Genomic DNA, 21,214 nt, shown 5'->3' with positions numbered 1-21,214 from the left:
AAAAAACCCGCGGCATTCGCGCCGCGGGCTGGGGAAAATCGTCGACCGAAATTGCCTTCAGGCATCGGCAGCGGACATGATCAGGTCTTTATGACGGCCCCGGTCACTTTCTCCGAGACGAAGCCGAGGATGTTGCCGACGATCAGCGAAATCACCACGGCCGCTGCGACCTTGACGATGCCGGCGGCACCTTCGCCGTAGGCGGCCGCGCCAAGCAGAAAAAGTGCCGCGGTCGTTGCATAGCCATAGACCGCCGACGGAATGGCGCTCAGCAAGGGCAGCTTGGCGGCGAGGATCAGGACGATGATTGAAATGCCGACGCAAATGCCGGCCATGATCGCTGTAACGCCGATCGACGTCAGCGCTATCAAGGCGCCGGCCGCGCAGATCGCGCCCCACAGGTTTGCAACCGCCGAGTTCTTGAACCCGGCCTCCTTGCCGCCGCAGTGATAGAAACTCCCCCAGCCGACGAATACCGCCCAGATCAGCAGATAGGGATTGCCTATCGTGATCGCCGCCCAGGTTGCAATGCCTCCCATAATGCCGATGACGACGGCCAGTCCCGTAACAAGATCCATGTTGTCCTCCCGTTTTTAAACACCACGAAGCAAGGAAACTCGTATGGGGATCGCGCTTCGCCGACGTTCCCGATCTGCAAACGACATGGCATCGGCCACGACGCAGCACGCCGGTTCGTGCTGCGTCTGGTCCAGAGGCTTTCAGGGAACGATGACGCCGCGGCCGGTGAACCGCCGGTTCTTGAAATCGTCGAGCGCGGTGTTGATGCTGGCGAGGTTGTACTCGGTGTAGTGCATCTTGACCTTGCCGTCGGCGTTCAACTCCATCAGCTCGACAAGCTCGGTGAAATTGCCGACCAGGCTACCGCCGATGTTGATCTCCTCGATGACAAGATGCGCGGTCGGGACGTTGATGTTGCCGCCATAGCCGACGACGAACAATTGACCTCCCTTGCGCACCATCTTCCAGCAGATGTTCTCGACACCGAGTTCACCGACGAAATCGATCACCACATGAGCGCCACCGCCGGTGATCTGGGCGACCTCCTCGACGACGTTCGGCCCGCCATCGAGGATGAAGTCGGCGCCAAGGTCCTTGGCCAGCACCCGCGCCGCCGGCTCGCGATCTACAGCGATGATGCGGCAGCCCGAAATCGCGTGCAGCGATTGCAGCGCGATGTGGCCGAGCCCGCCAATGCCGAGCAGCACGCAATAGCTCCCCGGCCGCAGGAGTTTCGCGGCGCGCTTGGCGGCGCGGTAGGCAGTGATGCCGGCGTCGGCCAGCGGCGCCACCTCGATCGGCGTGATGTTGGCGTTGAGCTTGATCAGCGAGCGCTCGCTGGTGATGAAATATTCGGCGAAGCCGCCATTCATGCCGAGGCCGGGGAACTGGCCGTTGTCGCAATACATGTCCTCGCCATGACGGCAGTTGAGGCAGATGCCGCATGAGCGGAAGGGGTGGCAGATCACCGCGTCGCCGCGCTTGACCGATCTGACACCGCTGCCGACTTCCTCGACCCAGCCGGCATTTTCGTGACCCATGATGTAGGGCAACAGCGTGCCTTCGGGATCCATGGTCGGCTTCCACACGCCTTCGATGATGTGCAGGTCGGTGCGGCAGAGGCCTGCGGCGCCGACCCGCACGATCACCTCGTCGGGCGCGGTGATCGTCGGCGCCTTGACCTCCTCGATCTTGAGCTGGACGTTCATCTTCGGGTCGTATTCGTAGAGTCTGGCAGCTTTCATTGTCGTATCCCTTCAACGTAGAGATTGTCTGGGTCGAGATTGTCTGGATTGCTTCAGGCGCGGCCGAGCTTTTCGGAACCGCCGCCACGCGCCGGCCCAGCCGTCGGATCCTCGTCCTCGGCGAGATCGCCAATCAGCGTTTCGGTGGTCAGGATCAGCGTCGCCACGGAAGCCGCGTTGGCGAGCGCGGTGTAGGTGACGCGGACGGGGTCGATGATCCCTGCCTCGAACATGTTCTGATAGGCGCCTGTCGACGCGTTGTAGCCGTAGCCGCCATTGATGCGGGTGACCTCGATCACCACGGCTTCGGGATCGGCGCCGGCATTGGCGGCGATCCGCCACAGCGGCCGCGACAGGACCGAGCGCACCAGGCGCACGCCTTCGGCTACATCGCCATCGACGCTGGCCGCCACCTTGTCGAGCAGCGGCGCGATCTGGGCGAGTGCGGAACCGCCGCCCGCGACCACGCCCTCTTCGGAGGCGGCGCGCACCGCATTCAATGAATCCTCGATCAGCTGGATGGTCCGCTTCTGCTCGACCGGCGTGACGCCGCCGGCATAGAGGATCGCCGTGCCGCCGGAGAGCTTGGCCAGGCGCTCGCGCAGCTTGTCCTGGTCGATGTTCGGCGGCGAAGCTTCATACTGCCGCTGCACCTGGGCGCGGCGCGAGGCGATTGCCGCATGATCGCCACCGCCACGAATGATCGAGGTGTAGGACGAACTGGTCTTGACCCGGTCGGCCGTGCCGAGATCCTCGGCGGTGACATCCTCGAGCCGGCCGCCCAGATCGCGCGCGATCACCTTGCCGCCGGTGATAATGGCCAGATCCTCCATCATCGCCTTGCGCCAATGGCCATATTCCGGCGGGTGGACGACGAGATATCGTCCCGGCCCCTGCTTGCCGAGCAGCGTCACCACCACTTCCGGCGACATTTCCTCGGATACGATCAGCAGCGGCCGGCCATCCTCCTCGGCAATGCGGCGAACCGCATCGAGCTGCTCGGGTTCCTTGATCTTGAGATCGGTCATCAAGATGTAGGGCCGATCGAGCACGGCCTCCATCTTCTCCTGGTCGGTCACCATGTGATGCGAGAGATAGCCGCGTTCGAAGGACATGCCCTCGACGACATCGAGCGTCGTCTCGGTGGTGACGCTGAAGTCCGTGGTGATGACGCCTTCGGCGCCGACCCGCTGATGGGCTTCCGCCACCAGTGCGCCAAGCTTGCTGTTGGTCGCCGCGATGTTGGCGACCGACGCCAGGATACCGTTGCCCTTGGCGGGCTTCGCCGAAGCCTTGAGTGCTGCCACCACCGCCGCTACCGCAAGGTCGATGCCCTTGCACAGATCTACCGATTTCACGCCGCGCTCATTCGCCTCGACACCGCCCTGGATGAGCGCGTTGGCAAGCACGATGGCCGTCGTGGTGCCGTCGCCGGCAATCTCGTTGGTCTGCATCGACACTTCGCGGACCACCTGCGCGCCCATGTTTTCGAAACGGTCGTGCAGCTCGATCTCGGAGGCGATGCTGACGCCGTCACGGGTCACCATCGGCGTGCCGATCGGCCGGTCGATCATGGCGTTCATGCCTTTGGGGCCGAGCGTCGGCTCGACGGCGGCGGCGAGCCGGAAGACACCGCGGGCGAGCGCACGGCGGGCCTCGGAATTGTGAAGCATTATCTTGGGCATGATTCCTCCTTCCGCCTTACGGGCGGGTTGTTGGTTAGGGGCCTCGTGCAAGGGAGGCCGTTGCTGTCGGCTCTGCTTCAGGCGGTCGGCGCGGTTCGTGCCGGCACGCGATCCATGATGAAATCGACCAGCGTCGGTTCGCCGTCGACCACATCCAGTTCCTTGTATCGGGTCTGCTTGAGCCCCCGGCACAGCGCGCCGTTGAACTCCATGTTGATGCGCACACCGCGCAGTTCGGCGAGATGGGCGCTGAGTGCGTCAGGCGGTATGCGATGCCCTTCCCATGTCACGAAGACGGGAGCGTCCGCCCGGCGGTCGGGAAACCGCTCGAGCAGCGCCGCCCGGTATCGCGGCTTCTGCCTGGCCGCCTCGCCCGGCTCGAACCGTGCGACGTCATAGGCCGGCAGGTCCATGCCGACGATTTCGCGATCCGTCAGGCCGTGCGCCTTGAGGCCGCGCAAGACCGCTTCCTGGCGCCGCTTGAAGGCCTTCGTTGCGAAGGTTTCGCGCAAGCCGCCGAGATCCTGATCCTCGGCGAGCACGGCGAAGATATCGCCGAAGCTCTTGCCTTCCGCCATGCCGCTATTGACCTCGTCGGCGAACATGTGGTCGTGCAGCTTGACGCGATAGGCCGGTCCCCAGGAGAGCTGGTCGAGCGCCTTGCGCACGCCATCCAGCATCAGGAACGCGAAATTGGGCGAGCACCAGTAGGTCGGCAGGCGGAAATCGATCTCCACGCTGCCATCGCCCTTCACCTCGCCCCGCTCGACGAAGCCCATCTCGGTGATGGGTTCGTCGAGTTCCGGGTCGTTGACCTCACCAAGGCGCCGCCAGAGTTCCTTCTGGCAGTCGCCCGAAACGCTGGCGGTTGCCATGGCCCCTACTCCGCCGCGATGCTGAAGGGAGAGCTGGCAAGCGCCTTCTTCTTGGCTTCGATATCGATGCTGTAGAGACGTGCGGCGTTGAGGCCCAGGATCTTCTCCTTGATCTCGTCGGTCAGTTGCACGCCGCGTTCGGCGGCGATGTCCTCGGGTATCTGGTAGGCCCAGAACTTCTCGACCAGCCAGCGCGGCGTCCAGATCGCGTAGTCGGAACCGAACAGGATCTTCTCCGGCCCGAGCCAGAACAACAGTTCGGCGATCACCTCACCGAAATAGCGCGGGCGTGCGTGGATGAAGGGCAGCGCCACCGCCAGGCCGCCATAGACATTGGTCTCCTGCGTCGCGATCCAGCAGAAATCGTCGAGACGCGGCAAGCCGCAATGCTCGATGATCCAGTTGAGGCCCTGGAAATCCGTCGCCGCGTGGTCGACATCATGGACGTCGAACGCATCCTTCGACAGCGGCAGGATGGTCGGGCCCTTGTGGACGTGGATGTTCTTGATGCCTAGCTTGTCGCAGAGTTCGAAGCACTTGTAGGCATCGGGATCGGTGAGCTTCCAGCCCTTGGAGGCGCCGTTCCATTCGGCCGTGTACATCTTCACGCCCTTGACGTTGTAGGTCTCCTTTAGGAAGTGGATGTATTCCAGCGCCTTCTCGCCATCGCGCGGATCGAAGGCGCCGTTGACGATGAACCGCTCGGGATAGCGCTTGGCCACCTCGGCATTGCGCTCGATGGTGTTGAAGCCGGTCTTGTAGAAGTCCTTGAGGTAGGTCGACTGGACGATCGCCACATCATCGGGACCGTCGATGAACAGGTCGCGATAGAGATCGTCGGCGCTGTATTTCTCGAACTTGCTCTTCTCCCACAGCTGGTCCTTCGGGCTCAAGCCGGTGTGATAGGCATAGAAGCATTCGATGAACTGCTTGCCGTGGATGTTCTTCTGGTTTTCCGGGCTGCCGTCCCAGAAATGGGTGTGGCCGTCGACTATGAAAATGTCCTTGCCTTCCGGTGTTCTGTACATGGTTGCCTCCGCAGCAATCGCGTTGATCGGTAGGGCGCGCCGCACCCGGCGGCGCGCCGGATTTTCGTGGCGGCTATTCGATGTATTCGAACATCTCGTCCATGTTGCCGAACAGGATCACGGTGTTGTCGTCGACGCGCACCATGCGGCCGTAATGGGTGGAGGTGTTGACCTCGAAGGTCTCGGCCGAAATCTCGCGGCCGAGATACTCGCCGATCGCGTCCATCTTGAAGATCAGCTTGCCGTCGCCGTCGATGCGGATCAGCGCCGGCTGGTAGGTGATGGTCACCCCCGGCTTCTGGCCCATGAATTCGGCGATGGCGCGGGCCTCGACCGAGTCGTTCATGGTGACGCCGCACTGGTGCGAAATCGTCTGCTCGAAGGTGATGTCCTTCATCGCCTTGAAGATGTTGGAATGCGTTGCGTCGCGTGCAGATAGTGACATGACGATTTCTCCTGTTTCAGCGCTTGAGACCGAGTTCGCCGAGGATCTGGCCAATCCGCTCTTCGGATTTGGCGCGGACATCGGCGAAGGCGACCGGCTTGGAATGCGGCATCGACCAGATCGGCTGCAGGCCGGTGGCTGCCTTGTCGGCGAGCGCGCCGTGCTTCTTGACCCAGCCCTGGAAGAGCTTCTTGTTGGCGGCACCATGCTTCTCGTCATTGGCGAGCAGGTGCATGAGGTCGATCGTGTTGGCGAGATTGCGCTCGTAGTCAGCCTCGGCCGCCGAAATCACCGCCGGGGTGATGAAGTCATGGTTGGCGGCGGCGATCTGCATCAGGAAGCCGGAGCGGAACACTTCGCCCACCAGCGGCTCGAAGACGATGTTGATGGCGAAATACTGCTCGAGATAATCGGTCGCGCCCATGATGGTCTCGACCGCTTCGCGCGTGCCTTGCCAGTTCTTGTCCTCGAGCCAGGCCTTCTTGCCGAGTTCGTCGTCCCAGCCGGGCAGGTCCATGCCGATCTCGGCAAGGTAGAGCGTGATGTCCTGGGCAAGCCTGAGCTTGTAGGACGAGTTGGTCAGCGTCGCGTTGTTGATCATCTGGGTGTAGCCGTAACGCTGCGCCTGCATCAGCGAGGTGCCGAGCCCGAATTCGGCATGTTTCCAGGCGCCGAGCTGCGTCTGCAGGATCTTGACCCAAGCCTTGTCGAAGGTCTTCGGCGTACCCGACTTGCGGGCATTGTTGATGACGCTCTGCACCATCGTCTCGATCTTCGACTGGCGCTGGTAGTGCGTGCGCTCCCATTCCTGGTCGGGAGCGCGGAAGGCATGCCAGTTGGAGCTCTGGGCGGCGGTGTTCTGCTTGACATAGGCGCCCTTGCCGTCGGCGAAGGAGATGATCCAGTCCTGGATCAGGTAGCGTTCCGGGTCGGGCTGGACGTCGACCGTCATGTCCTCATAATGGGTGGCGCGCTGGCCTTTCGGATCGAAATACCGGTATTTCCGGCTGTCGGAGTCGGCGAAGATTGCCGCGCCGGCGGCTCCGGATCCGACTGAACTCGAGGTTGCAGGCATAGTCTCTCTCCCTTGTTGCAGTTGTGGTTGGCTGTGGTGTCGGCCGCCCCTTAATGGGCCGGCGTTGCACCTGCCGATGTGGTGAATTTGTCGAAGAAGATCCGCTCGGTTTCGAAGCCGTTCATGAACAGCACCGGCTGCAGCGCATCGATCATCGGCGGCGGGCCACAGGCATGGACATCGCCCTGCCCGTCGACCGCCAGTAGCTTGAGCATGGCGTCGACGCTCTGGTGCACGAAGCCACGCTCGCCTTGCCATTCGGCGTCGTCATTGGCGTGCGACAGCACGGGAATGAAGGTGACGTCGGAATGATTGCCGACCAGCTCGGCGATCCTGTCGAGATAGAACAGGTCGTTGCGGGTGCGGGCACCGTAGAAGAAATAGACCGGACGCTTCTCGCCGCTCTTCAGATGGTCGTTGAGGATCGACCAGATCGGCGACATGCCGGAGCCGGCGCCGACCAGGATCAGGGGTCCTTGCCGTTCGTCGCGGCGGAAACAGGTTCCGTAAGGTCCGACGACGGTGACTTCGGCTCCGGCGCTGATGCCTCCGGAATCGAGTTCGCCCGAGAACTTTCCCTCAGGGTATTTTTTGATGATGAAGGAGAGTTTTTCGGTTTGGTCCGGCGTATTTGCCATGGAGAACGAGCGCGTAATCGTCTCCCCTTTTTGCGTGGTAACCGTGATGTCGACATATTGCCCCGCCCAGAACTTCATTGGGGAGCCGAGTTCGATCTCGATGCCGCGAATGTCGTGGGTCAGGTGCTCGATGCGAGCAATCCGGCCCTTGTACGTCTTCACGGCGATCGCTTTCGCCAGAATCTCCTCGTCGTAATTGAGAAGCTCGACTTCCAGGTCGGAGTAGGCAATGCAGCGGCACAACAGAACGTGCCCGCTTTCCTTCTCCATGTCGTTCAGCGCGAAGGTCGAGTATTTCAGCATGTCGACTTCGCCTTCGAGCAACACGCTTTTGCAGGCCGAGCATTGCCCTTCCTTGCAGCCGTGCGGCAGGGCGATGCCCTGGCGAAACGCGGCGTTGAGCACCGTTTCGCCATTTTCGACCTCGAATTCGACGCCGACCGGGCTGAGCCTGACCGTGTGGGTTTCCGACATACGGACCTCCAGTGAAAGGAAGGGGCGGGACGAACCCGCCCCCCTTTGGCCTGATCAGTTGCAGGGATTGATCGTGAAGCCGGCCCGGTATTCCGCCAGGTGCTTCTCACGGTCGGCGGGCGACATGGCACGCAGCGCGTTCAGCGGCGATCCGAGCGTGTTGCCGCGCACATCGTCGAGCGTCCACATCTCCTTGTCGTCGAAGCGCAGATGCGGCTGCGGGACCAGCGTCTTGCCATCGGAGCGGACGAAGTTCAGGTCCTTGATCGCATCGGCCAGATCCCAGCCGTCATAGAGCGTCTCCCACTCGCGCTTGCCGCTGAAGCGGCCCATCGCGGGCGTCGGGCGGCCCTGATACTCGTCGGCGAAGGCAACCGTTGCGGTCCACTTGTCGAGTTCGTGGGCAAAGGTGTGGAGCTGACCGTCGATCTCGCCGACCACCATGTCCTCGCGGATCAGGCAAGGAACGAGGCACGACCAGCAGCGGTGCGGATAGACGTAGCCGACGTCGCTGTTGAACAGCAGCACCTTCTCGCCCTTGTGGCTGAGCTTGGCGTACCATTTCCAGAAGTCGCCGAACTCGGCGTACCAGCCCGGATACTTATGCTCGAACCACTCGAAGTCCTTGTCGGTCTGGGCTTCGATGCGCCAGAAATTGACCGGCCAGCCGACCGCGAAGAACTGTCCGACCTTGTGGACGTAGTTCTTCTTGGTGATACGCTCCCAGGCCGCCTGGACGTCGTCGTGATGGACCTTGATGCCGTATTTCTCGAGCGGCAGCATGTAGGTGCGGTAGTAATCCTCATAGATCCAGCGGTGCCACATCTCCGCGTAGGATTCCTTGTTCTTGTCGCGGTTGGTGGTGCCGTATTCGATGAAGGTGCCGATGGCCGCATCGACGATCGCATGGTTCTGCCAGAAGGCGTAACGCAGGTCGCGCTCGAGCAGGAGATGGTTTTCCGGCTCCTTGAGTGCCGCCATCAGCAGCGAGTGGCCATTGCCGATATGCCGGCTTTCGTCGGACTGCACCGACAGGAAGACGGTCGGCAGCGCATAGTCGCCATTGCGGGCGGCTTCCGAAGGCATGGCGACGAACAGCGTGTTGGTGAAGGCAGTCTCGGCGACCACGGTCAGGTACATGCAGGCGGCGGTCATCGTGTCGCCGGTGATGAAGCCTTCGGCGAACTGGCGGCCGATGGTGGTGGCGTAGCACTTTCCGAAGGCTTCCTCGGTGATGTCGAAGCCGGCCGGATCGATGTAGTTCTCCATGTACCATTTCTTCAGATTCATCTGGATCGTCGAGTGACGGAACTCGTCGATCATCTGCATGGTGAAACCGGTCCGGAGTTCCTCGCCGGGTGCGATGCGGGCGACCATCGCCATCGAGCGGGCGGCCGAGATTTCCGGGAACGGAATGATGGCCAGGAAGAGCTTCATCCACTCGACCCAGCGCGGCTCGACATTGCGGAACATGTCGCCGCGCAAGGCCGCATCGAGCGCGCCATAGACGCGGTTGTCCTTCTCTTCCTGCATCGGGAAATAGGACCGCAGAACCTGCTTCATCGGGTCGCGCGGCGTCTTGTTGATCTTGTAGTCGGTCGGAAACGTCATCGCTTCCTGCACGTAGGAAGGATTCCAGCCGAGATCGGCAATCTTCTTGGTCGCCTCGCCGACGGAGATTCCGCGTTGCGAGGTAATCTTGTTGAGCGTCAGAGACGTCATGGTCATAAGCCTCCACCAGGTTTGAGCCGCAGGTCCCTTGACCCCGGCATGAAGCGGCAAAGCACCGCCAGTGAGAGTGCGAGCGGCATGACAAGGCGTTGCGCGTCGAAGCGCGACCCGAGGTCCGGCCGTTCAAGTGGATCGGGGCAAAGGTTTCGAGGCGTCTGGCAAGGATCCGCGACGCCAACCGCATATGCGATGGGCGTATCGAAGCGGTCCTGCTTCCTCCGTTCCTTCGTTCTTTTGGCACCGCGTCAAGCGCGATGGGCTTCTTATGAAAATGAACAAAGCAAGCGCCGTGCCAGTTTTAAAATAGCGCTCACGGCCGGCATTAAAAACAAGACCGTCGCCCTTTGGGCAGGCAATCCGATGCGCAACTGTAACGTTCTTTTACAGTTGTAACTTACGCCTGTAATATTTAACATATATTCGCATGTGCAGCATGATTAGTTAGCATTCGCAGCAAATAACGAAATTCATATTATCTGTTTAACTCTTCGTCTTTCCAGACTATTTGAAGGCGGCGGCCCATGGGTGGGCCTGGCGCTGGAGAAAAACCATGCCGAACGACAAGGACAGTCGAGGGTCACCCGAGCCGATGTCCAGCCATGCCGACGGTGTAACCGGTGATCTCGTCAAGCTGATGCCGCGCGATCTGGTCTTCGTCATGCGCTTCATGGGCGAGAGCCAGCACCGTCTGCAAAGCCATTTCCAGGACTTCATCCGGGCCGAGCTTGCCGCCGGCGGCGTCACCATGGAGACGCATCCGATGATCCATCTGTTCATCGAAAACCACGCGATCCTGCTGCGCGACTTCGTGTTTTCCGGGGTTTCGCTGACGCGTCAGTTCCGTGTCGAAGAGATCGAGCGCCTGACCGGCGACACGACATCGATGATCCGCGTCGACATCTGGGACCAGTTGAAGAGCCACATCGAGACGGCTGAAAAACAGTTCCAGTCGCAAGCCGGCACATTGCCCAAATTGCTGTCGGCTTTCGAGAAACCGCAGGGGCCTTTGGGGAGCGAAAAATGACCCAGGCATCCAAAACCGCCAGGCGTGACGCGCTGCTCGCGCGCCGGCTCGATCTCGTCGCCAGCGTCTCGGCGCTTACCGCGGAGGCGCTGCGGCTCAACCAGAAACGCGCCGGTATCGAAATGGACGTGCTGCGCCTGGAGCTCGAAATCGGCAGAAGCGGCGCCAGCGAGCAACTGGTGCGGGACTTGCATGAGGCTGAAGAGAACGCCGAGGCAATCATGCAGGCATGTGCGGCTTGCGAGGATCGCATCATAGCTGCGGAGGGCGATGTCGAGGACGTCGATCGCCTGCTGGCCGCAACGGCGAACGAGGACTGACGGGAGAGACAGCATGAACCAGCAGACGATGCAGAACCTGACCTTGTTCGACCTTCTGGCCCGCAGCTGGCAGCGGCCGTCGGCGATCGCCGATCTGCGCTTCAGCGCCGACGGTTCGGCTGTGACTTTCACCTCGGTCGACGGAACCGTCGCCATAGCCGCGGTCGCGGATCACGAGCCGCCGGAAGCGCGGATCAGGGTCAGCAACGATCTCGGCCAGACGACGATCCGCCCCAGGGAGAAGCCGCCAGTGCCATTGATTGCCACGGCGGCATTCGGTGACGGCGATGTGCCGCTCGCCAGCTATGCGCATTCCGGCTTCCTCGTCGGCGCGGCGAGCGGCGACGTGCTGCATCTGACCACCGGCGGTGAAGTCGCTGAGCCCCTGGTCAGGATCGACGGGCCGGTCGTCGCCATCGACCACAGCGCCAAGGCCGGCACGATAGCCATCAGCAACGGGCATGATGTCTTCCTGTCGCGGGGGAAAGGCGATGCCGTGCGACTGGAACGCGATGTGACCTCGTCGACAGATGCACTTGCCTTCTCGCCGGGCGGGCGGCGACTTGCCTGCGGCCTTGGCGAAGGGCTGTCGATCTGGGCGGTCGAAGGCGACGCAGCCTTGACACACGACATCCCGCTATCCGCGCGCCCGGTGTCGATCCGCTGGAGCAGAGACGGCACCTGGCTGGCCTGCGGGCTCGAAACCGGCGGCTTTGCTCTGGTCTCTCTGGCCGATGGAAGAGCAGAAATCGTCGCGGGATTTCCATCGCCGGTCCGCACCGTGTGCTGGAGCCAGCCGGCGCATGCGTTGTTTGCATCGGGCGCCTTCCGGATCGCCGGCTGGTCGATGACCGCCCCGCCGGTTGGCGGCGAAACCTCGGGTGCGCTGGAGACAGGTCGCGCCGGGCTGGTCCTTGTCGAGGCGGTGGCGGCACACCCGGAAAAGAAGCTGATTGCGGCGGGCTACGCCAACGGCCGTATCACCATCGCCCAGATCGGCGCGCGGGACGAGCTTCTCGTCAGGCCCTTGGGCAGCGCCGTCACCGCTCTCGCCTGGTCCGGCGACGGTCGGCATCTGGCGATCGGAGCTGTCGATGGCACCGCCGCCATCGTCACCTTTCCCGCACAGATGTTCAAATAACGGACGCAGTCCTTATGAAACAGGAGGATGACATGCAGACCGAACTCACCGCCGAGGACAAGAGCAAGGACGAATTTTTCGAACGGCTGGCCGAACTGTCGGAAGAAATGGTGGCCAAGCATGGCAAGGATTTCAGCATGGGCGCGCTGGTGCTCGCCGCTCGCTGGATCGCGGAAAACCGCGTCGGCAAGCTGAAGACCAACTAAACCGACGAGACTGTCCGTTGCTCAGACGAAGAGGCGACCCCTATCGGGCGGAGTTGATACCGCTGCTGGGGGTATGGTCGCGCCGCTTCGGCATCAGCAGGACGCCGCATATGGCCACAACATCACTGGCGCGGATCCAGCAAGATCATCTCCGCAGCCTTTTCCGCGATCATGACGACCGGAGAGTTGGTGTTGCCCGAGACGATTGTCGGCATGATCGAGGCATCGACCACGCGCAGTCCGGCAAGCCCGTGAACACGCAGCCGATCGTCGACCACCGCCATCGAGTCCGAGCCCATCTTGCAGGTGCCGACGGGATGGAAGATCGTCGTACCGATATCGCCGGCCTTGCCGATGAGATCTTCGTCGCTCTCATATTGTGTGCCGGGCAGCATCTCTTCGGGCGCAAAGCGTGCCACGGCCCGCGCCTTCATCAGGCTACGGACATGGCGCAGCGAAGCGATGGCGACACCGCGGTCTCCCTCGGTGGATAGATAGTTCGGCCGGATCTTCGTCGCCTCGCGCGGATCGGACGATCCCATATGCACCGTGCCCCGGCTTTCCGGGCGCAGATTGCAGACCGACACAGTGACCGCGGGAAAGCGATGCAGCGGCTCGCCAAGCCGGTCCGTGCTCAGCGGCTGCACATGGTATTCCAGATCGGGTGTCGCGAGGCGAGAATCACTCCTGGCAAAAATGCCGAGCTGGCTCGGGGCCATCGACAGCGGCCCGCTGCGCTTGAGCGCGTATTCCACCCCCATCGACGCGCGGCTGATCAGATTGTGATAGCGCTGGTTGAGCGTCGCGGCATTGGCGACCTTGAAGACGGTGCGGAGCTGCAAATGATCCTGCAGGTTTTCACCGACGCCCGGCAAGGCATGACGAACATCCACACCGATACTCGAAAGCAGATCGGGGCGCCCCACCCCCGACAGTTCGAGCAGCTTCGGCGAATTGATGGCGCCGGCGGCAAGGATCGTCTGTCCGGCGCCGACCCTATGCAGGCGGTCGCCTTGGCGAAAGACCAGTCCGGTGACACGCCGGCCGTCGAATTCGAGCCGTTCCATCTCGGCCCCGGTCATCACGCGCAAATTTTTGCGCGCCGCAATGCCGCGCAAAAACGCCTTCGATGTGTTCCAGCGCACGCCCCGCCGCTGGTTGACCTCGAAATAGCCCGAGCCTTCATTGGTGCCGGTGTTGAAATCGTCGGTGCGGGGAATGCCGAGTTCCTCGGCTGCGTCCCGGAACGCGTCGAGGATTGGCCAGGACAGACGCTGCCGTTCGACCCGCCACTCGCCGCCGGTGCCGTGCATGGCGCTATTGACGCCATGATAGTCTTCCGATTTGCGGAAATACGGCAGCACATCATCCCAGCCCCAGCCGACATTGCCGGCCTGCCGCCAGCCCTCATAGTCGGCTGCCTGGCCACGCATGTAAATCATGCCGTTGATCGACGAACAGCCGCCAAGCACCTTGCCGCGCGGATAGTTGAGGCTGCGTCCGTTGAGACCGGCTTCCGGCTCGGTCTTCATCATCCAGTCGGTGCGCGGGTTGCCCATGCAGAAGAGGTAGCCGATCGGGATATCGACCCAGTGATAGCGGTCACTGCCGCCGGCTTCGAGCAGCAGCACCTTGTTGCGCGGATCGGCGGAGAGCCGGTTGGCGAGCACGCAGCCGGCGGAACCCGCACCAACGATGACATAGTCGTAGTCGCCGAACGGAGATGATGAGGTTTCAGTCACGTGCAGGCCTGCTGTCCGGCGAAGCGTTCCCATAGCGGCACCATCGCCTTGTTGATCTCGCCATAGAGTCGATAACGCCCTGCATACGCCTCGGCAACCGCCCCGTTGGGTACAAACCGTCGGGCGGCCGCCGTCATGGCCGCGGCGCCGGCGCTGTAGTCAGCGAAGATGCCGACGCCGGTGCCTGCCGCGATCGCCGCCCCAAGTGCGCCGGTCTCGCGGCTGCGCGCCACGGTTACCGGCACGCCAAGCACATCGGCGAAGATCTGCGGCCAGACGCTGCTGCGCGAACCGCCGCCGGACAGCACCACCTCATCGAAATCGGCGCCGGCCTTGTGCAGCGTCTCGACATGCCGCTTGTGCTCGAAGGCGACACCCTCGAACAGCGCGCGCAACAGATGCGCCCGGCCGTGCCAGCCGGCGATACCGTAGAAGCCGGCGCGCGCATGGCCATTCTGCTGCGAGCCGTAGAGGAAGGGATGGTAGATGGGGATGTCGCCCTCGGGATCGACGGAGGCGACGAGTTCGCTGCACAGTTCGAATGGTGACTGGTCGGCTTCGCCGCCGTGCTCGAGGAATTCGCGAACGATCCATTCGAGATTGGCGGCCGAGGTCGCGCTGGATTCGATCGCCAGATAGCGCTGGCGATCGAAGGTCGACAGCATGAAGATCGAAGGATCGCGGATCGGCTCGTCGGTGATGACCTGGTTGATGCTCCAGGTTCCGGCGATGACCGAGGCAGCTCCGGTTCGGGTCACACCGGAACCGACGGCGCTGGCGACGACGTCGAACAACCCGGCCACGACAGGCGTGCCGGCACGCAGTCCCGTCAGGGCCGCCACGTCTTCGCTGATATGCCCGGCAATGTCGGCCGATTCCAGCACCGGCGGTAACAGATCCATGCAATCGCCGAGCCCGTAGGCGGCAAGCAGGTCCGGTTCATAGCGCCGGTCCTGCATCTGCAGCAGGCCGCAGCCAGACATGTCTGATGTATCGCTGCAGCGTGCGCCCGTCAGCCGATTGACGACGAAATCCTTGCACAGGAAGACCGTGCCGATGCTGGCGAACAAGGCCGGCGAAAAGCGCTTGAGCCAGGCAAGAAGGGTCGGTGTCTGCGCCGCCCATGGCCGTTGCAGGCAGTGTGTATAGGTGCGGTCACCGACATGCCGTTCGGCCCACTCGGCAACAATGCCGACGGCGCGGGTATCGAGCGACTGGATGCCGATCAGCGGCGCCCCCGCCCGATCGAGCGCATAGAGCCCGTTGCCATGGCCGGCGCAGCCGATGGCGACGATCTCGCCGGCGTCGATGCCGGCCTCGGCGATGCATTGACCAATGACCGAAACCGCGTTGCGCCAGAGTTCGTCGAGGTCGCGTTCGACGTGGCCGGGCTTCGGCATGGATGAGCGGCCATCGTGGGCGGCGAGCGCCAGCTCGCGCCCCGACAGGTCGAAGAGGACAGCCTTGATGACAGTGTTGCCGGCGTCCAGACCGAGAATGTAGTTTGCCATTGGCGCCTCCCGAGGCCGCAGCCTATGCCTGGTTGTACAGGTCCCAGGCCACGCGGCCATCGGCATCGTCATGAATGATCGCCATCAGCCCGCGCACGACAGCACTCGGGTTGGCATGCTGGTAGATGTTGCGGCCATAGACCATGCCGAGCGCGCCTTGCGCCATCAAGGCAGCGGACTTGTCGAACACCGCGCGCAGATCCTCTTTGCCGCCGCCACGCACCAGCACCGGGCAGCGCGCGGCCTCGACGACGCGGTGGAAGTCATTGGGATCGGTCGTCGGATCGGCCTTGATGATATCGGCACCCATCTCGCGCGCCAAGCGGGTCAAGGTGACGATCTTTTCGGCATCGCCGTCGACCATGTAGCCGCCATGTTCGGTGACCGGCAGCATGGCCAGCGGCTCGATCATCAGCGGCAGGCCGTATTTCTCGCAATCGGCGCGCACACGCGCGATGTTCTGCACGCATTGCCTGAACAGGTCGGGCTCGTCGGGCAGCATGAACAAATTCACCACGACGCAGGCCGCATCCATCTCGATGGCGCCAAGCAGAGGCTCGGCTTCGTTCTGCAGCACCGCCCACATCGCCCGGTGGCGCGTCTTGTTGTAAGGATTGCCCATGTCGATACGCATGACCAGCGCCGGCTTGTCCTTGCCCGGCACGGATTGCAACAGATCGGCCTGGCCGTAATTCATCTGGATGGCGTCGGGACCGGCCTTGACCAGTTGGCTGACGACACCGGCCATGTCTTCCAGCCCGGCCAGGAAACTCGGCTCGTTGCAGACGCCATGATCGATGGCCACGTCGAGGCAGCGCCCCCCGCCGAACAGCCGGTTCATGCGGACTTTCTTGTTTACGCGCATAGGGCGCTCCTTTGATGCGTCTGGAGGTCGATGCCGTGCCGGTCTGCCAGCAAGGCCAGGAAGGTCGAGCGCTCGGCGACGGCCTCGCTGGCATTCCAGCCTTTGTGATCGGCCAGCATGTCGAGAACGGCGCTGATGAGGTCGAAGCTCAGACCACCCGAAATGGCGATGGTGGAGCGGCGCAGGAACAGGTCGGCAAGGCACTCGACCTGCTCATGCTCGATGATGTGTCGGATTTCGCTTGCCGAGTAGTCGGACCGCGGCAGCATCTGTTCGCCCGCGGGGCGCGAAACGAAGTCCACGGCAGACGTGCCGTAGCGCTGCAGAAGTGTGTGCGCGCGCTCGACCGTCAGGCCGTATTCAAGCGCGAATGACGCGCACCAGCTCTCCTGATCGGCAGGGAAGTCGCGACCGCCGCCGATGGCCATATCCTCTGTACCCACACTGCGTTCGAGCCCGAGGCGCTCCAGCACACTGCCAGCCGCCAATGCTCCGAACGAACGAAACGTCGTCCACTTGCCGCCGATCATGCATAGTGTCGCCGGCAGATCCCCGCTCGCCTCGACGAACTCGCAATAGTGGTCGCGCGGTATGCGGCCGGTGAAGCTGTCTTCGCTGGCGGGCAAGGGGCGCACGCCGGCGAAGCGGAACACGATCTGGTCGTCGGTCACCTTGATCGAGGGAAAGACGAAGGCGAGCGACTGCAGGATGTAGCGCTGTTCGTCCTCCTCGCATCGGACCTGGTCGGGATCGTCGATCCGGATGTCGGTCGAGCCGATCAGCACCTTGCCGAGATAGGGAAACAGGATGCAGATGCGCCCGTCCTCGTTCTCGTAGTAGACCATATGGCCGCCGAGCGCTGCGAGCAGTTCGTCATTGTCGACGATGAGATGCGAGCCCTTGGTGCCGCCCATCATTCTCTGCGCCGCCGCCCCGATTGCCTTGTTGGTCAGGTCGATCCAGCCGCCGGTGGCGTTGATGACCAATCGCGGCCGCACCGGCAGTTGTTCGCCTGTCAGCCTGTCGGTGATGGCAAGGCCGTCGCCGTTCGATGACACCTGCGCATAATTCAAGGCGCGCGCGTTCGCCCCGCTCGCCATGGCGTCCAGCAGCATCTCCAGGCCGAGGCGTTCGGGCCGGCTCACCCAGGCGTCATAGTAGGTCGCCGAATTGCGGATCGCCGGATTGATCGCCGGCCATGTCTTCAGTGTCTCGGCGCGTCCCCGGAATCGGTGCGTCGGCATCAACCGCCGTGCGGCGGTGAACAGGTCATACATGGCAAGGCCAGTCTTGATCACCAGCGCGCCGCGCCGACTGGGCCGCCTCGTCAATCCCAGGAAACGCACCGCGCCATTGGCAAGGCCGGAGAACATGTCGAAGATCGGTACCGTCGTCGGCAGGGGCGCCACATAGTGCGGGGCATTCTTCAGCAGGCGATCGCGTTCGAGCAGCGATTCGCGCACCAGTTTGAATTCGCCGTTTTCGAGGTAGCGCAGCCCGCCATGCACCATGCGCGACAGGGCGGCACTGGCGCCGCTGCAATAGTCGTCCTTTTCCGCCAGCACGACATCGACGCCTTGCAAGGCCAGTTCGCGAAAGACGCTGATGCCGTTGATGCCGCCGCCGATGACGAGCACGGCTATATCAGGCCGTTCGCGCAGAGCGGCTGTTGTATCGCTACGGTTCATTGGACTGCTGCCTTTTTGCTCAGGCATCCATCGCCGTGAGATGCGCGGCGGCTGCGGCGTCGATTGCCGCAAGTTCGCCTGCCGCAAGCGTGATCTCGCCGGCCCGCGCATTGTCGAGCGCCTGTTCGGGATTGCGCGCGCCGCACAGGGCAAAAGTGATGCCCGGCTGGGCGAGCGTCCAGGCGATGACGATCTGGGCCATCGACGCCTGATGGTCTGCGGCAATCGAGGCGATGGCCTCCTTCAGCTTCGCCACCTTTTGCCGGTTGGCCGTGGAGAAGCGTGGATTGTCCTTGCGCTGGTCGTCGCCGCCGAATGTGCGGCCGGGGTCGACCGTGCCGGTGAGCAGGCCAAGCGCCAGCGACGAATAGCTGAGGGTGGCGATGTCATGGCGACGGGTGATCGGCAGCAGGCTGCCCTCGATCTCGCGATCGATCATCGAATAGCGCTCCTGGATCGCATCGAGCTGGCCGGCGTCGATATAGTGGCCAAGATCATCGGCACTGATGTTGCTGGCGCCGATGGCGCGGATCTTGCCGGCCGCCTTCAGTTTTTCCAGCACCACCATCGTCTCGGCGATGGGCGTCGTCGGGTCCTGCCAATGGGTGATGTAGAGATCGATATGATCGGTGCCGAGACGCCGCAGGCTCTGCTCGACTTCGTAGGCGATGCCGTCAGCCCCGAGATAGCGATGCACCGGCTTGCCGTCCTGGTCGAAGAAATGGCCCCCTTTGCCGGTATGCCAGTTCAGCCCGCATTTGGTCGCGATCACCACTTTGTCGCGCTTGCCCTTGATGGCGGTGCCAACGATCGCCTCGCTGCGGCCAAGGCCGTAAGCCGGTGCGGTGTCGATCAGGCTGAGGCCGGCGTCGATCGAGGCTTCGATGGCGCGCACCGATTCCTTCTCGTCGGTGCCGCCCCACATCCATCCGCCAATCGCCCAGGTGCCCAAGCCAACAGCCGACGCCGATATGCCGGACTTGCCGATCTGCCGCTGGATTTGTCGAGAATTCATGCTGCCTCCTGTTTGGCCAACTCGAGGATCTGGAGCCCGGTGGCCTCGTCCGTGACGATGGTGTCGAGATGGTTTCCGCGCATGGCGGCGAGGATCGGCGCGACCTTGCTGGGTCCGCTGGCGATGCCGATCGAGCGTGGGATGGTGGCGAACTCGTCGAGCGTCAGCGAGACCAGCGAACGGTTGAGCGAGTAGTTGCAGAGCTTGCCCTGGCGATCGATGAGATGGGCCAGCAACTCGCCCGTCGCCCCGGATTTCTGGATCGCCTGGCGGTCGGCATTCGAGGACGGATGCAGATCGTAGTAGCTGGAATCGTCGGTCAGGATGGAGCCGACCCCGACCACCGCGACATCGGCCTCGCGCGCCTTGCGAAACACGTCGGCGACGGAGCTGATGCCCATCAGCATCTCGCGCTGCTGCGCGGTGTCGGCGAACAGCGGCGCATGGATCTGGTAGGCGCGGCCGCCGAGTTTGTCGGCCATCAGTGAGGCGACGTGATTGACGTCGGTATAGTGCTTGCCCTGCACCAGGCCGGTGGCGGGGATGATTTCGACGTCGTATCGGCGCCCCGGCTTGAGACCGGCGACCAGCGCGCTGACACCTTTGCCACCGGTGATCGAAATGGTGTCGCCGTCCTTGATGGTGTCGAGCAGCAGCCCAGCCGCCGCCTCGCCGACCCGCTGCAGGGCCGTGTGCGGATTTTCGGAGACCGATGGCACAACCATCGCCCGCTCTATACCGCCCAGCGCCACCAGCCGCGCCTCGAGTTCAACCAGATGATCGATCGGCGACTTGATCTTGATCTCGACCAGGCCAAGCTGGTGGCCGCGCTTGATCAGCCGGTTGACGGTCGCGTGCGAGAGGCCGAGTTCCACGGCGATCTCGGCCTGGGTCTTGCCTTCGACGTAATGCAGGACAAGCGCCTGGTGCATCTGGCGGACGGCGGCGATGTCGTCGCGGGTGTTGGGAGGGGCCATGGTGTTGCTTCGGTGCGCTTGAGGTCAGGACTTCTTGCGATGCAGGAAGTGATCGATCGATACGGCTGCGAGCAGAATGCATCCCTTGATCATGTCCTGCCAATAGACCGAGATATCGAGGAGGATGAGCGAGCTGGTCACCACCGAGAGCAGCGCCATGCCGAGGATCGCCCCGAAGATGGTGCCGGAGCCGCCATTGAGCGAGGCGCCGCCGATGACGGCCGCGGCGATGATGTTGAGCTCCATGCCGGCGCCGAAGGTCGGCGTCGCCGCACCGAAGCGCGCCATGTAGATGACGCCGGCCAGCCCGGCCAGCGTCGAGCACAGCACCGTGACCCAGAACTTCACCTGTTTGGTCCTGATGCCGGAGAACTGCGCGGCCTTCTCGTTGGAGCCGGTGTAGAAGACTTTTCGAAAGGCCGTGGCGCGACGCAGCAGGAAATCGAAGATCGCCACCACCACGACAAAGATCAGGATGACATAGGGGATGTTATTGAAGCTGCCCTGACCGATGGCCTTGAAAGCCGGCGGCAAGGTGAACAGCGACAACGGCGTGCCCTTGGTGACGACCAGGCACATGCCGCGCACGATGACCATCGCCGCCAGCGAGGTGATGAAATGATTGAGGCCTATCACCGTGACGAAGAAGCCCATCGCCGCGCCGATCAGCGCGCTGACGCCGATGCCGATCAGGCTTGCCGTCCAGGGATCGAGGCCGGCGAGGAACAGCGCGCCGGAGACAACCATCGAGAAACACACGACCGAACCGACCGACAGGTCGATGCCGCCGACGATGAGCAGGATGGTCATGCCGACGACGACGATGCCTTCGATGGAGAAGCTCATCAGCATGGCGCGGAAATTGCCCCATGTCAGGAAGTGCGGCGAGGCAAAGCTCATGGCGATGCACAGCGCCAGGATGATGACGATCAGCCCGGCTTCGCGCATCGACGCAAGGCGGGCAAAATTGACGCGCCGCCCGCGACCCGCGGCCGGTATCTCGGCATGCAT

The 21,214-nt window shown here is 63.0% G+C and carries 20 protein-coding genes; 4 read left to right on the top strand and 16 right to left on the bottom strand.

Going from position 1 to position 21,214, the window contains the following annotated elements; translation table 11 throughout:
* Positions 1-80: 80 nt before the first annotated feature.
* The 9 genes from AC1DX4_RS13500 to AC1DX4_RS13460 form a co-directional block, all read right to left on the bottom strand.
* Complete coding sequence (locus tag AC1DX4_RS13500; RefSeq protein ID WP_477220765.1) at positions 81-578, bottom strand: DUF1097 domain-containing protein; 498 nt, start codon at positions 576-578, stop codon at positions 81-83.
* A gap of 141 nt (positions 579-719) precedes the next feature.
* On the bottom strand, positions 720-1,763 hold the full coding sequence (locus tag AC1DX4_RS13495; RefSeq protein WP_136619350.1) for an NAD(P)-dependent alcohol dehydrogenase: 1,044 nt from the start codon (positions 1,761-1,763) through the stop codon (positions 720-722).
* Positions 1,764-1,816: 53 nt separating this feature from the next.
* The gene (gene groEL / locus AC1DX4_RS13490) at positions 1,817-3,448 is read right to left on the bottom strand and encodes a chaperonin GroEL (RefSeq protein WP_477220764.1); all 1,632 of its coding nucleotides are present in this window, start codon (positions 3,446-3,448) and stop codon (positions 1,817-1,819) included.
* Between the two features lie 77 nt (positions 3,449-3,525).
* Positions 3,526-4,323: an iron-sulfur cluster assembly protein gene (locus AC1DX4_RS13485; protein ID WP_477220763.1), complete on the bottom strand. Its 798-nt coding sequence runs from the start codon at positions 4,321-4,323 to the stop codon at positions 3,526-3,528.
* A gap of 5 nt (positions 4,324-4,328) precedes the next feature.
* Positions 4,329-5,351 carry an amidohydrolase family protein gene (locus AC1DX4_RS13480; protein WP_477220762.1) on the bottom strand — a complete coding sequence of 341 codons (1,023 nt, stop codon included), beginning with the start codon at positions 5,349-5,351 and terminating at the stop codon, positions 4,329-4,331.
* 73 nt (positions 5,352-5,424) lie between these two features.
* Positions 5,425-5,796: an MmoB/DmpM family protein gene (locus AC1DX4_RS13475; protein WP_027045792.1), complete on the bottom strand. Its 372-nt coding sequence runs from the start codon at positions 5,794-5,796 to the stop codon at positions 5,425-5,427.
* 16 nt (positions 5,797-5,812) lie between these two features.
* Entirely contained in the window at positions 5,813-6,871 is a 1,059-nt protein-coding gene (locus AC1DX4_RS13470; protein ID WP_477220761.1) for an aromatic/alkene monooxygenase hydroxylase subunit beta, read from the bottom strand.
* 50 nt (positions 6,872-6,921) lie between these two features.
* Complete coding sequence (locus tag AC1DX4_RS13465) at positions 6,922-7,983, bottom strand: 2Fe-2S iron-sulfur cluster-binding protein (RefSeq protein WP_477220760.1); 1,062 nt, start codon at positions 7,981-7,983, stop codon at positions 6,922-6,924.
* A 54-nt stretch (positions 7,984-8,037) separates the two neighbouring features.
* Positions 8,038-9,711: an aromatic/alkene/methane monooxygenase hydroxylase/oxygenase subunit alpha gene (locus AC1DX4_RS13460; protein ID WP_197033322.1), complete on the bottom strand. Its 1,674-nt coding sequence runs from the start codon at positions 9,709-9,711 to the stop codon at positions 8,038-8,040.
* A gap of 553 nt (positions 9,712-10,264) precedes the next feature.
* Here AC1DX4_RS13460 and AC1DX4_RS13455 point away from each other — a divergent pair.
* From AC1DX4_RS13455 to AC1DX4_RS13440, 4 genes are read left to right on the top strand one after another with little or no spacing between them, the layout of a single operon-like run.
* Complete coding sequence (locus AC1DX4_RS13455) at positions 10,265-10,738, top strand: hypothetical protein (protein ID WP_477220759.1); 474 nt, start codon at positions 10,265-10,267, stop codon at positions 10,736-10,738.
* Positions 10,735-11,058, top strand: coding sequence for a hypothetical protein (locus AC1DX4_RS13450; protein WP_477220758.1), 324 nt, complete (start codon positions 10,735-10,737; stop codon positions 11,056-11,058). The genes AC1DX4_RS13455 and AC1DX4_RS13450 overlap by 4 nt, the downstream gene beginning before the upstream one ends.
* 13 nt (positions 11,059-11,071) lie before the next feature.
* The gene (locus AC1DX4_RS13445; protein WP_477220757.1) at positions 11,072-12,199 is read left to right on the top strand and encodes a WD40 repeat domain-containing protein; all 1,128 of its coding nucleotides are present in this window, start codon (positions 11,072-11,074) and stop codon (positions 12,197-12,199) included.
* A 32-nt stretch (positions 12,200-12,231) separates the two neighbouring features.
* On the top strand, positions 12,232-12,405 hold the full coding sequence (locus AC1DX4_RS13440) for a hypothetical protein (protein WP_167434275.1): 174 nt from the start codon (positions 12,232-12,234) through the stop codon (positions 12,403-12,405).
* Positions 12,406-12,527: 122 nt separating this feature from the next.
* Here the strand turns inward: AC1DX4_RS13440 and AC1DX4_RS13435 are convergent, their stop codons facing one another.
* The 7 genes from AC1DX4_RS13435 to AC1DX4_RS13405 are packed head-to-tail and all read right to left on the bottom strand — an operon-like array spanning position 12,528 to position 21,214.
* Positions 12,528-14,180: a GMC family oxidoreductase gene (locus tag AC1DX4_RS13435; protein WP_477220756.1), complete on the bottom strand. Its 1,653-nt coding sequence runs from the start codon at positions 14,178-14,180 to the stop codon at positions 12,528-12,530.
* On the bottom strand, positions 14,144-15,658 hold the full coding sequence (locus tag AC1DX4_RS13430) for an FGGY-family carbohydrate kinase (protein WP_477220755.1): 1,515 nt from the start codon (positions 15,656-15,658) through the stop codon (positions 14,144-14,146). The genes AC1DX4_RS13435 and AC1DX4_RS13430 overlap by 37 nt, the downstream gene beginning before the upstream one ends.
* Before the next feature lie 22 nt (positions 15,659-15,680).
* Complete coding sequence (locus AC1DX4_RS13425) at positions 15,681-16,523, bottom strand: class I fructose-bisphosphate aldolase (RefSeq protein ID WP_477220754.1); 843 nt, start codon at positions 16,521-16,523, stop codon at positions 15,681-15,683.
* Positions 16,514-18,211 (bottom strand): glycerol-3-phosphate dehydrogenase/oxidase, encoded by a 1,698-nt coding sequence (locus AC1DX4_RS13420; protein ID WP_477220753.1) that lies wholly within the window; start codon positions 18,209-18,211, stop codon positions 16,514-16,516. Before AC1DX4_RS13420 ends, AC1DX4_RS13425 begins: the two co-directional genes overlap by 10 nt.
* Before the next feature lie 19 nt (positions 18,212-18,230).
* Positions 18,231-19,226: an aldo/keto reductase gene (locus AC1DX4_RS13415; RefSeq protein WP_477220752.1), complete on the bottom strand. Its 996-nt coding sequence runs from the start codon at positions 19,224-19,226 to the stop codon at positions 18,231-18,233.
* Complete coding sequence (locus AC1DX4_RS13410) at positions 19,223-20,203, bottom strand: sugar-binding transcriptional regulator (RefSeq protein ID WP_477220751.1); 981 nt, start codon at positions 20,201-20,203, stop codon at positions 19,223-19,225. Before AC1DX4_RS13410 ends, AC1DX4_RS13415 begins: the two co-directional genes overlap by 4 nt.
* Positions 20,204-20,227: 24 nt before the next feature.
* Complete coding sequence (locus AC1DX4_RS13405) at positions 20,228-21,214, bottom strand: ABC transporter permease (RefSeq protein WP_477220750.1); 987 nt, start codon at positions 21,212-21,214, stop codon at positions 20,228-20,230.

The organism is Mesorhizobium sp. P3_A8 (genome assembly GCF_056402995.1).
Note: the sequence above shows the minus strand (reverse complement) of the source record. Positions and strands in the feature narration are given on the sequence as shown.